Annotated in this window: 10 protein-coding genes; 7 read left to right on the top strand and 3 right to left on the bottom strand. The window is 66.5% G+C overall.

Translation table 11 applies throughout. The features are described from left to right. Positions 1–111: 111 nt before the first annotated feature. From ACK4HJ_RS02990 to ACK4HJ_RS02970, 5 genes are all read left to right on the top strand, one after another. The gene (locus ACK4HJ_RS02990) at positions 112–1,200 is read left to right on the top strand and encodes a helix-turn-helix domain-containing protein (protein WP_409827584.1); all 1,089 of its coding nucleotides are present in this window, start codon (positions 112–114) and stop codon (positions 1,198–1,200) included. A 732-nt stretch (positions 1,201–1,932) separates the two neighbouring features. Further along, on the top strand, positions 1,933–3,111 hold the full coding sequence (locus tag ACK4HJ_RS02985) for an MFS transporter (RefSeq protein ID WP_409827582.1): 1,179 nt from the start codon (positions 1,933–1,935) through the stop codon (positions 3,109–3,111). 141 nt (positions 3,112–3,252) lie between these two features. After that, positions 3,253–3,801: a single-stranded DNA-binding protein gene (ssb, locus tag ACK4HJ_RS02980; protein ID WP_409827581.1), complete on the top strand. Its 549-nt coding sequence runs from the start codon at positions 3,253–3,255 to the stop codon at positions 3,799–3,801. A gap of 404 nt (positions 3,802–4,205) precedes the next feature. Continuing rightward, positions 4,206–4,778, top strand: coding sequence for a hypothetical protein (locus tag ACK4HJ_RS02975; RefSeq protein ID WP_409827580.1), 573 nt, complete (start codon positions 4,206–4,208; stop codon positions 4,776–4,778). Between the two features lie 94 nt (positions 4,779–4,872). Next, on the top strand, positions 4,873–5,586 hold the full coding sequence (locus ACK4HJ_RS02970; protein ID WP_409827578.1) for a Bax inhibitor-1 family protein: 714 nt from the start codon (positions 4,873–4,875) through the stop codon (positions 5,584–5,586). Positions 5,587–5,699: 113 nt separating this feature from the next. On the opposite strand, the gene ACK4HJ_RS02965 is transcribed toward ACK4HJ_RS02970, so the two are convergent. The 3 genes from ACK4HJ_RS02965 to ACK4HJ_RS02955 form a co-directional block, all read right to left on the bottom strand. Continuing rightward, a complete protein-coding gene (locus ACK4HJ_RS02965; RefSeq protein ID WP_409827576.1) occupies positions 5,700–7,259 on the bottom strand; it encodes a RecQ family ATP-dependent DNA helicase in 1,560 nt (519 codons plus the stop codon). A 233-nt stretch (positions 7,260–7,492) separates the two neighbouring features. Beyond that, positions 7,493–8,620 (bottom strand): tRNA 2-thiouridine(34) synthase MnmA, encoded by a 1,128-nt coding sequence (gene mnmA, locus ACK4HJ_RS02960; RefSeq protein WP_409827574.1) that lies wholly within the window; start codon positions 8,618–8,620, stop codon positions 7,493–7,495. A gap of 17 nt (positions 8,621–8,637) precedes the next feature. Continuing rightward, on the bottom strand, positions 8,638–9,558 hold the full coding sequence (locus ACK4HJ_RS02955; RefSeq protein WP_409827572.1) for a LysR family transcriptional regulator: 921 nt from the start codon (positions 9,556–9,558) through the stop codon (positions 8,638–8,640). 189 nt (positions 9,559–9,747) lie between these two features. On the opposite strand from ACK4HJ_RS02955, the gene ACK4HJ_RS02950 reads away from it, so the two are divergent. Next, the gene (locus ACK4HJ_RS02950) at positions 9,748–10,839 is read left to right on the top strand and encodes a 4-oxalomesaconate tautomerase (protein WP_409827570.1); all 1,092 of its coding nucleotides are present in this window, start codon (positions 9,748–9,750) and stop codon (positions 10,837–10,839) included. A gap of 45 nt (positions 10,840–10,884) precedes the next feature. Continuing rightward, positions 10,885–11,886, top strand: a complete 1,002-nt coding sequence (locus ACK4HJ_RS02945) for a Bug family tripartite tricarboxylate transporter substrate binding protein (RefSeq protein ID WP_409827568.1) — start codon at positions 10,885–10,887, stop codon at positions 11,884–11,886. Positions 11,887–12,015 lie beyond the last annotated feature (129 nt).

Raw genomic sequence — 12,015 nt, 5'->3', positions numbered from 1 at the left:
GCGAGGCCGCAGACAGGTGCTGGCCGCTACCGTTAGCCGCCGCACGGGCGTCTAGCGCCCTTCCCACGGAGGCTCGCTTAGGCTGGATCGCCCCGCATAATGCCTCCCCGCATGCCTGCCTTCCACCCCCTGCCCTCCACCCTGTTCGACACCGGCCTCCTCACCGGCACCGAGCCGTTCGAAGCGTGGCGCGACAGCATTTCGGTTCTGTTTGACGTGGCCCCTGTGCACGTTCGGGGCGGGGGGTCAGGGTTCCGTGCAGCGGTGCAGGCCACGCACCTGGGGCAGTTGCTGCTGGGGGACCTGCACTTCGGCGGGCAGCAGTTTGCACGTTCGCAATCCCGCCTGGCGCGCGACGGCCTGGACCACTACCTGGTGCAGTGGTACCGCAGCGGCGGCTTTGTGGGCCAACGGGACGGGCGTGCCGACATCGCGGTCAACGCCGGGGACATTGTGGTGTTTGATCTGGCCCGCAGCCAGGCCACACTGGCCCGGCCATCGCATGTGATGAGCCTCATCGTGCCACGCGCCCTGGCGGAAGAGGTGATGGGCCCGGGGCCTGCGCCAGACCTGCACGGCACCGTGCTGCGCGCGGGCTCGCCGCTGGCCGGTTTGCTGGGCGATCACCTGCTGTCGCTGCACAAACGCCTGCCGTCCATCGCGCTGGCCGACGCGCCCGCCGTGTCGCTGGCCACGGCGCAGATGGTGGCTGCCTGCGTGCGACCCAGCGCACGCACCATGGCCGAGGCCCGCGGGGGGCTGCAGGCCGTCACGCTGGATCGCATTCAGCACTACATCACACGCCGTCTGGGCGCGCCGCTGTCGCCCGAAGTCTTGTGCGAGACCTTCGGGATCTCACGCGCGGCGTTGTACCGCATGTTTGAACCGCTGGGCGGAGTGGCCCACTACGTGCAGCAGCGGCGCCTGCTGATGGCCTACCACGCGCTCGCCAACCCGGCCAATCGCCGCCTGCGCGTGGCCGAGGTGGCCGCGCGGGCCGGGTTTGCCAGCAATGCGCATTTCAGCCGCGCCTTCCGCGCCGCGTTCGACGTGGCGCCATCAGACGTACGGCCGCCGGCCCCCCGCAACCCCTGGGGAGCTGGTGACGCGCCTACGGCGGACGGGGATGGGCAAGCAAGCTCGGCCGAATACGCGGCGTGGGTGCGCAGCCTGCAGGGCGCCTTCGGCACGGTGTGGTGACCCCGGCAGGCCTGCGCTGAGGGCGCGCGTAGGCCGCAACAGGCAGTCAACAAAAGCGCCAACGCGCAGTCAAAAGCCCCCGTGCCCGGACTTCTAGCATCGATGGCATGCCTCTGTCCGGTCTACCTCCCGTTCGCAACCCTGGCTCCGCACACACGCCCGAGCCAGGAGCCGCCCGCAGCTGCTGGGCACTGGCTACCTGCGCGGTGGCGGTGGCGGCCCTGTCGGCATGTGCCGAGGTGCCCTTGCGGGTGGACCCAGACCGCGGGGGCGCCAGCGCGGCGCCGAACGCCACCGTTCACTCCACCCCAAATGCAGCGACTCACACCATCTCCCACACTGTGTACCGGCCTTTGCACTCTGACGGGCCGGAGGGCCCCACCCCTGCCGGCACCTCGCCCGCGTTCCATGCGGGCGCCCAGGGTACCCCGCAGTCCCGCTGGCACCTCAGCCCCCCCGCGAGCCCACCGCACAACGCGTCCCACATCCCCACGCCCCTCGATCACCCTTGGGCGCTCGGCCTGCTGACCATGCTGCTGGCCTGGATGCTGTGGCTGGATCGACGCGCCCGGTCTGCGGAGCCACCTGGCCCCTGAGGCCCACCGGTGCCGGCCAACCCGGCAATGGGCGAAAATCCCGCCTTTGCTTTAAACGGGCCTCACGCACACCGTGCCGGATTCCTCCTCCCTGTCCGCTGCTGCCGCTTCGCGGCTTCCTCCTCCCAGCACCCACATGACCGCCCTGGAGCGGCGCTCCAGCCTCAGCCTCGCGCTGATCTTTGCGCTGCGCATGCTGGGGCTGTTCCTGGTCTTGCCGGTGTTTGCGCTGGAGGCGCGCAAGTACCCCGGCGGGGACGACCCCGCGATGGTCGGCCTGGCCATGGGCATCTATGGCCTGACGCAGGCTCTGCTGCAGCTGCCGCTGGGCATGGCCTCGGACCGGTTCGGCCGCAAGCGTGTGATCGTGCTGGGGCTGCTGGTGTTTGCCGGAGGCAGCCTGCTGGCCGCGTTGGCAGATTCGCTCACAGGCCTGCTGCTGGGCCGGGCGCTGCAGGGCGCGGGCGCGGTGTCGGCTGCAGTGACGGCGCTGCTGGCCGACCAGACCCGCGACGGCGTGCGCACCAAGGCCATGGCATTGGTGGGCGGCAGCATTGGGTTGATGTTTGCGCTGGCACTGGTGCTGGCGCCGGTGCTGACGGCGCACATCGGGCTGGCGGGCCTATTTGGCCTGACCTGCGCGCTGGCCCTGGTGGGGGTGGCCGTGGTGGTGTGGTGGGTGCCGCCCGAGCCGGCACAGCACAAAGATGCACCCCGAGGCCGCCTGGCCGACGTGTGGGCACACCCGGACCTTGTGCGCCTGAACCTCGGGGTGTTTGTGCTGCACACCGTGCAGCTGGCCATGTGGGTGGCCGTGCCTGCCCTGCTGGTACAGGCGGGTCTGGCGCGCGATCACCACTGGCAGGTGTACCTGCCCGCCGTGGTGCTGTCGTTTGCCGCCATGGGCGGGCTGTTTGCGCTGGAGCGGGCGGGCCGCCTGCGGGCCGCCCTCCTAGGCGCGATTGCGCTGGTGCTGGTGGTGCAACTGGGTCTGGGCGCACTGGCGGTGAGCGGCGTGGCGCCCACGCTGTGGGTGCTGGGGCCGCTGATGTTCGTGTTTTTCTGCGGATTCAACGCGCTGGAGGCCAGCCAGCCCAGTCTGGTGTCACGCATGGCACCGGCAGCCCTGCGCGGGGCGGCGCTGGGCAGCTACAACACGCTGCAGTCGCTGGGCCTGTTCGCAGGGGGAGCGCTGGGCGGCGCGCTCGTGAAGTGGGCTGGCACACCCGGCCTTTTTGTGGCCACCACGGCGCTGGTGGCCGTGTGGCTGGCGCTGACCTGGCCGCTGCGGCCCGTGGGGCGCGGGGGCGGTTAAGGCCTGCCAGGCGGGGTTGAGCGGAGGGGTCTCGCGCCACCGCAGAGACGGCAGGATGCGGCACAATGGCGCGCTTGGCGCCCGGAACCCTTCCCCAAAGTCCGGCGCTTCCTTGTTACCTTTGAAGGCACGAACAGCACCATGGCATCCATCAACAAAGTCATCATCGTCGGCAACCTGGGCCGCGACCCTGAAATGCGCACTTTTCCCAGTGGCGACCAGGTGGCCAACGTGACGATTGCCACCACCGACAAGTGGAAAGACAAGCAGACCGGCGAAATGAAGGAAGCCACCGAGTGGCACCGCGTGGTCTTCAACGGCCGACTGGCCGAAATCGTGGGCCAATACCTGCGCAAGGGCTCGCAGGTGTATGTGGAAGGCAGCCTGCGCACCCGCAAGTGGACCGACCAAAGCGGCGTTGAAAAGTACAGCACCGAGATCCGCGCCGACCAGATGCAGATGCTGGGCAGCCGCCAGGGCATGGGCGGTGGCCAGCAAGGTGGTGGCGGGTATGACGATGGCGGCTATGGCGGCGGCGATCAGGGCGGCTACGACCAGGCACCCCGCCGCGCCGCGCCCCCGCCACGCCCCATGGCCGCACCGGCCCAGCGACCCGCGCCAGCGCCCGTTGCGCAGCCGCCCCGGGCGGCATCGGGCTTCGACGACATGGATGACGATATTCCGTTCTGAAGCACTTCGGGGTTCTTTACTGAATCCCTGCCTCTCTCCAAGGCCTGCACCGTTGTGGTGTGGGCCTTTTTTGTTGGCCGCGTGATCGCGGTGCGGACGCTGAAAGGACGCTGCACTGCGCAGGCCACACCACTTCAAACGTAGCAACTCGCAACAGGCAGCGGGTGCCGCAGCCCCCTCCAAAGCGCGCCTTTGACCTCACCGCACGCCGTCCTAACGCGACCACTGGATGTGGCACCTCTCCATTTTGTCCAGTGCAGCGCGGCCGCCACGGACCAACAACTTTTTACATTCGATACGCCAATTTCGCAGATCATCGCGGCCTTGTCGCCAAAGAGGCTCAACACCCGGCGGCATGCAGTACCAAAAATCACTATTTCAAACTGAAGAGAGAGAGGGTCGCAATGCCTGGATTCGTCCGCAAGATTTTGATTTTCATCACCGGCTATGCGTGGCTGTTGCTGCTGGCCGGCCCCGGCCTGATCGCGCTGTCGATCTACAGCGGCTGGAAGGCGGAAGGCGACCATGCCTATGCCGCGCGCGAAAGCCTGCAGAGCGTGTCAGGCACGGTGACGCAGGCCTCCGAGGTCACCGTCAAGCGCAAGCGCCGCTCCACCAAGAAGTACTACGAGATCAGCGTGCAACCGGACACCCCCGGCGCCGAAGTCCGCAAGCTGCGCATCGACTACAGCACGCCTCAGCAGCTGGTGGGCAACCTTATTGACGAGAAGATCACGGCCCTGGTGGACAGCAGCGACAACAGCATGGTCTACCAAGTGTCGGTGGGCAGCACCGCCGTCATCAGCTACGAAACCACCAAGCAGCGCCTGCAGGCCGAGGCCACGTCGTCGGCCAAATCCTTCAGCGGCGCCGGCACGTGGATCTTCGCGATCCTGCTGACACTGGTGGGCGCCGCGGGCGTGTGGTCCAACCGCAAGCTGCGTGCCGCGCAAGAAGCCCATCTGGCCGCCGCCTGAGGGGCACACCCAATAACAAAGAGAGGGAGGGAGGGGCGCCCCATGGTGCTCCCCCCTCAGTTGCAGTACCTAGCTAACCGAGGAAAAAACCGCCATGCAACCCAACGCATTGACCCCCACCACTCCCGAAGGCGCACCGTTCGAGCGGAGCGATTTCATCGTCTCCACCTACAAGCACCTAGGCCTGGCGATGCTGGCCTTCGTCGTACTGTCGGCCGTGCTCATGGTGTCCGGCTTCTCGGGCGCCACGGCCAAGATGCTGATGGCCAGCGGCAACAAGTTCATCTGGCTGGGCGTCATGGGAGCCTTCATGCTGGTGGGCTGGCTCGCATCGCACCTGGCGGACAACGCCGAGAACCCCCAGACGCAGCTCATGGGACTCGGCCTGTATGTGCTGGCCGAAGGCCTGATCTTTGCGCCTCTGTTCGGCATTGCCCAGCTGGTGGCTCCCGGCGCCATTGGCGCGGCGGGGTTCATCACCCTGCTGCTGGTGGGTGCGCTCACCTGGACGGCCTTCACCACCAAGACGGACTTTTCCTTCCTCGGCGGCATCCTCAAGGTGGGTGGCCTGGTGGCGCTGGGCACCATCATTGCCGGCGCCATCTTCGGCTTCAAGCTGGGCATCTGGTTCTCCGGGATCATGGTGCTGTTTGCTGGCGCATGCGTGCTGTACGACACCTCGCGCATCATCCACGACTATCCAGCAGACCGCCCAGCCGGCGCCGCGCTGCACCTGTTTGCCTCCATCGCGCTGATGCTCTGGTACGTGCTGCGCATCCTGATCAGCCTGGCGACCAGCGACGATTGAGCTGCCGCCTCGCCCCCGCAAAAAAGCCGGAGCAATGCTCCGGCTTTTTTGTGCTTCCGAGCTGACCTCTCAGTGGCCCTGGCGCAGGAGGCGCCACGCGCGAGACAGGTAGGTCAGGCGATGTGCGCCCGCGTTGCCGATGGCACCGTTGCAGCCCGCACAAACTCCGGCAGGAAGGTCCGCCGCGTGCCGTTGGGAAACTCAACCGTCACAGCATGGGTGCTGGCCTCGACCACCTGGCCTGCGCCATAGCGCCGCGCACGCACGGCCTGGCCATCCACAAACCGCGGGGCCGGTGGGGACGGCATCTCCAGCGGCACTTCGATGGGCTGATCCGGCGTCGCGGCCGCGCTGGCAAACGGCAACAGAGCGGCGATGCGCGCGCAGTTGTCGCAGCAACCACAGGCATCGAAGTCGGGCGTATCGCCCAGCGCGGTCAGCACCCCGTGCCAGCGGCAGCGGCCGCCCTGCGCATAGGCGACCATCGCTTCCAGCGTGGCGCCGTCCTGCTCACGGCGGTCACGGTAGCCCGTGAGCAGCTGGTCCAGCGTCGGGTAGCGGCCCGACATGAAGAACTGCTGCAGTGCGCGGTCTTGTCGGATATACAGCAAGGTGCAGCGGGCGTCATTGCCATCGCGACCAGCACGCCCCGCCTCCTGGTAGTAGGCGTCGATGCTGGCAGGCATCTGGTAGTGCAGAACGAAGCGGATGTCCGGTTTGTCTATGCCCAGGCCGAAAGCGTTGGTAGCCACCATCACGCGCACCTTGCCGTCCATGAAGGCGTCCTGCACCCGGGCGCGTTCGGCGGCGGACAGACGGCCGTGGTACAGGCCCACGCTTTCGCCGGCAGCGGCCAGCTTGTCGTGCAGTTCCTCGGCACATTTCACGGTGGAGGTGTAGACGATGCCCGCGCCTTCGCTCTCGGCCACCAGGGCCAGTGCGCGCGGCAGCCGGTCCGCCGTGCGCGCCAGGGGCTCCACGGTCAGGTGAAGATTGGACCGGAAGGCGGCCGTCTGCACCACGTTGCTGGCGGCAATGCCGAATTGCGCAACGATCTCCTTCATCACCGCGGGCTTTGCAGTGGCGGTCAACGCCAGCACCGTGGGCCGCCCCAAGGCACGCACGGCGGGCGCTATCTCCAGAAATGCAGGCCTGAAGTCATGGCCCCACTGCGACAGACAGTGCGCCTCATCCACCACCAGCGGGCTCACCGTCTGCCGGGCCAGTGCAGCGGTCAGCGCGGGGTCGGCGATCTGCTCGGGCGTCGTCAGGACGATGCGCGCACTGCCGTCTTCAATGGCCGCGCGTGCCGCGGCCAGTTCGTCGCTGCCGATGGCGCTGTTGACCTGCACGGCCGCAACACCCAGGTCTTGCAGCGTGTCGCACTGGTCCTTCATCAAGGACACGAGCGGCGACACCACCACGGTGATGCCGGGCAGCAGCAGCGCAGGCAGCTGGTAGCACAGTGACTTGCCCGCGCCGGTGGGCATGACGGCGAGGGTGCTGGCGCCCTGCAGAACACGCTCGACGACCTCCAACTGGCCGGGCCGCAAACGCTGGAAGCCGAATACCGTCTTGAGGGTTTTGTGGATGCGAGCATGGCCGGGAGTTGCGGGAGCAGGGCGGCTGCGGCGGGAGGGCGATCTGCTGGCTGCAGAGTGTGCGGTCTTCATGGAGTCTGGATTCATCGGCTGCCGTGTGGCAGGCGCCGATCGCCATCATGAACAAGGCCTCTGCATCAGCACCGCCGGACTCGCACGCGTGGCCGTGTCAGACGGAACGCGGTATCGGCACCGCCGTCACAGCCAAAAATATTCAGCAAAAACCGCCTCTATCGCTTACTGGATAAGCGCTATTAGCTATCAATTAAGGAGCAAACCACTTCCAAGCCCCGAGCCATGCCGCATCAGGGAGCGGCCCCTTCCACCCCCGCGATCACGCCGCCGCCCAAGCAAACATCGCCGTCATACAGCACCGCACTCTGTCCGGGCGTCACGGCCCATTGGGCGTCGGCGAACTGCAGCGCAAAGCCGTCTGGCACAGCCTCCAGCGCGCACGCCGCGTCCTGCTGGCGGTAGCGCGTCTTGGCGGCATAGGTGCCGGGCATCGGGGCCTGGCCAGCACACCAGCTGGCGTCCTGCGCTACCAGGCGGTGCGACAGCAGCCAGGGGTGGTCATGCCCCTGCACCACGCGCAGCGTGTTTCTCTCCAGGTCCTTGCGGGCCACGAACCACGGTTCATGCACACCGCCACCGCGCTGCGCGCCCTTCTCCTTCACGCCGCCAATGCCCAGCCCCTGACGCTGGCCCAGCGTGTAGAAACTCAGCCCCACATGCTGGCCCAGCTTGCGGCCCCGGTCATCCAGGATGGGGCCCGGCGCATGACTGATGTAGCGGTTCAGAAACTCGCGGAACGGCCGCTCGCCGATGAAGCAGATGCCGGTGGAATCTTTCTTCTTGGCATTGGGCAGGCCGATCTCTTCGGCGATGCGGCGCACCTCGGTCTTGTGCAGCTCGCCCACAGGGAACAGGGTCTTGGCCAGCTGCGCCTGGTTCAGACGGTGCAAAAAGTAGCTCTGGTCCTTGGAGGGGTCCAGCCCCTTGAGCAGCTCGAACAGGCCGGAAGTCTGGTTCTGGCGCACGCGCGCGTAGTGGCCCGTGGCGATCTTTTCGGCACCCAGGCGCATGGCGTGGTCAAGGAACGCCTTGAACTTGATCTCGGCGTTGCACAGCACGTCCGGGTTGGGCGTGCGGCCCGCCTGGTACTCGCGCAGGAACTCGGCAAACACGCGGTCCTTGTAGTCGGCCGCGAAGTTCACATGCTCGATCTCAATGCCGATCACGTCGGCCACGGCGGCCGCGTCCACAAAGTCGATGTTGGACGAGCAGTACTCGCTGTCGTCATCGTCTTCCCAGTTTTTCATGAAGATGCCGACCACCTCATGACCCTGCTTTTTGAGCAGGTAGGCGGTCACGGCCGAGTCCACGCCGCCGGAGAGGCCGACGACAACGCGCTGTTTGGTAGGGGAAGTCATTGCCCCGATTGTATTTTTCAGGTCGCATTCGCCTTGCGCGGCCGCACAGAACGCGTAGCCACCAAGAGGTCATACAGCTGCTGCGCGGCGGGCGACAAAGATTTGCCCCTGCGTTTGATAAGACCCATCTGGCGCGTGACGATGGGCTCCACCAGCGGAATGCTCACCAGTGTGGGGTGATCCTTGCCCGGCATGGCCAAGCTGGGCACGGCCGCCACGCCCAGGCCGGCCTCCACCAGGCCCAGCAGCGTGGTCACGTGCTTGGCTTCGTACAGGCACTGCGGGCGGTCGGGTACGTTGGCCAGCGCCAGGTCCATGAGCAGGCGGTTGCCCGAGGTCTTGCCCACCGACATGAAGTCGTGTTGACCCAGCTCGGCCCAGCTCACCTTCTTGCGCCGCGCCAGCACATGGTCGCGCCGGCAGGCGGCCACAAAGCGCTCGGCCAGCACGGGCTTGAACTCGATCTCGGCCTCCTGGCTGCCGATGAAGTTCAGGCCAAAGTCCGCATCGCCCTGCGCCACGGCCACCAGCACTTCGTTGGCGCTGGCGTCGTGCACCTTCACGCGAATCTTGGGAAACCGCTCGTGGTAGCGCTTGACCACCTGCGGCAGAAAGTAATACACGGCCGAGGGCACGCAGGCAATCGTCACCTCGCCCATGCGCCGCGCGGCCACGTCGCCCAGGCCCATGAGCATGCCGTCCAGGTCGTCCAGCCACACGCGGGTCTTGCGCGCAAAGTCGCGGCCCACGGCCGTGAGCGTGACGCGGCGCGTGGTGCGGTCGAGCAGGCGCACGCCCAGGGCTTCTTCGAGCTTGTCGATGCGGCGGCTGAACGCGGGCTGCGACAGGTGGATGGCCTCGGCGGCTGCACGAAAGCTCTGCAGCTCGGCCACGGCCGCAAAGGCCTGAATGTCGGCAAGGTCGAATTTGTTGTTCATCGGGCGTCCTTCATGTGCGCTTGAGGGTGCATGCAGCGTTGCAAGCCGTGCATCAAACGATCAGAACATTGCAATTCACGGCCGTGATTGGAGCATGTACAAGCTGCCTGAGCCTATTGCACAACATGCATCAATCATTGCCAACAATGCAATTCACAGATCAGCGAAGGCACAGCACCATGCCGATCCATGAGCACCAACATTCCTTGCGTTCTGATGCGTGGCGGCACTTCCCGAGGCCCGTTCTTCCTGGCCGACTGGCTGCCGCGTGACCCTGAGGCCCGCGACCGCACGCTGATTGCAGCCCTGGGATCGCCGCATGAGCTGCAGATTGACGGTCTTGGCGGCGGCAACTCGCTGACCAGCAAAGTCGCCATCGTCTCGCGCTCCACGCAGCCCGACTGTGATGTGGACTACCTGTTTGCCCAGGTCAGCGTGCAGGAAGCCCGCGTGGACACACGCCCCAACTGCGGCAACATGCTGGCCGGTGTGGGGCCCTTCGCCATTGAGCAGGGGCTGGTCCCCGCAGACCGCGAAGGCCGGACCACCACCGTGCGGGTCTACAACGTGAACACCCGCTCCCGCATCGACGTGCAGGTGTGCACGGCGGGCGGCCAGGTGCACTACGACGGCGATGTGCGCATCGACGGCGTGCAGGGCACGGCAGCCCCCGTGCTGATGAACTTTCTGGACGCATGGGGCGCGGTCACCGGGCAGATCTTTCCCACCGGCCAGCGCATCGACACCATCCAGGACCTGCAGGTCACCTGCATCGACGCAGCGCAGGTGATGGTGCTGGTGCGCGCCGCCGACCTGGGCCTGCGCGGCGACGAGACACCTGCCGAGCTGGACGCCAACACCGCCTTGCTCACTCGTCTGGAGGCTCTGCGCCTCGAAGCGGGCCAGCGCATGGGCATGGGCGATGTGACCCACAGCGTGCTGCCCAAGCCGGTGATCGTGTCGCCGGGCACATCGCCAGGCAGTGTGGTGTCGCGCTACTTCACCCCCCACCAGTGCCACCGCTCCCACGCGGTGACGGGCGCCATCGGCGTGGCTGCTGCATCGGTGCTGCCGGGCACGGTGGCCACCGACGAACGGCATGCACCCAGCGCCGGGCTGCGCCGCGTGGAGGTGCAACACCCGGCAGGCCGCATCCAAGTGGAGGTGGAGCTTAGCGAGGTGGATGGCCAGTTCAAGCTGGTGCAGGCCGCACTCATACGCACGGCCCGAAAGATCCTGCAAGGAACGCTGTTTGTGCCGGAAACCACCCTGGCGCATTAGCTTTTTCAACGCTTCAATTCCAACCACTAGACAGGAGACAAAACCATGAAGAACCGCATTCAACCCCTCGCGACGCGCCGCACAGCGCTGGCCGCCGCCACGCTGGCACTGGCCTCCAGCGCGTTGTGGGCCATTGGCACCGCCCACGCGGCCTTCCCCGACAAACCCATCACGCTGGTTGTGCCCACCGCCGCAGGTGGCGGTAACGATGGCATGGCGCGCGTGGTGGCGCTCAAGCTCTCCACCCTGCTGGGCCAGCAGGTCATCGTGGAGAACAAGGCCGGGGCCAATGGCGCCATTGCGGCCGAATACGTGGCCCGTGCGGCACCCGACGGGCACACCATTTTGTTTGGCTACATCGGCACCCATGGCATGAGCCCCGCGCTGCAGAAGCTGCGCTATGACCCCATCACGCAGTTCGAACCCATCGGCATGGTGAGCTATTCGCCCACGCTGATGGTGGTGAACCCCAAGGTGCCTGCCAAGACGGTGAGCGAGCTGGTGGCGCTGACCAAGACCAAGCCGCAGGACTTCAACTACGCATCGGCCGGCAACGGTACGGCCCCGCATTTCTCGGCCGAGATCTTCAAGCTGGAAAGCGGCGCCCAGATGGCCCATGTGCCCTACCGGGGCGCGGCGCCCGCCATAAACGACACCATGGCCGGGCAGACGCAGGTGATGTTCCCCAGCCTGTTCTCGGCCTACCCGCATGTCAAGAACGGCAAGCTGCGTGCGCTGGCCCTGGCCGGGCCCAAGCGCTCTTCGCTGCTGCCCGATGTGCCTACGCTGGAAGAGGCGGGCGTCAAGGGTGTGGAGATCACCCAGTGGTACGCCCTGTTTGCCCCTGGCAAGACGCCCCGCCCGGTGATTGACCTGCTCAACAAGACCTTGAACACAGCACTGACCGACAAGGACGTGGTGCGCCGCATCGAGGAGCAAGGCGCAGTGGTGGACACCAGCACGCCCGAGCAACTGGCCCTGACGGTTAAGCAGGAAATCGCCAAATGGAAGGGTGTGGTGGTGAAGGCTCAGCTCACACCGGACTGAGAGACACAAGGAACTCTTCACGGAGAGCTAGCGACCTCCAATGGCCGCATCGCGTAATTCGTGAAAGGTATCCCGGGGAGGGGCAGCAGGCCGAAAAAAGCGCGGCCTACCTGGATTTCAACGATAGGA

The sequence above is a fragment of the Acidovorax sp. genome (genome assembly GCF_046294525.1).
In the GTDB taxonomy this organism is placed as follows: Bacteria; Pseudomonadota; Gammaproteobacteria; order Burkholderiales; family Burkholderiaceae_C; genus Acidovorax.
This window is presented reverse-complemented; position numbering and strand designations above follow the sequence as displayed.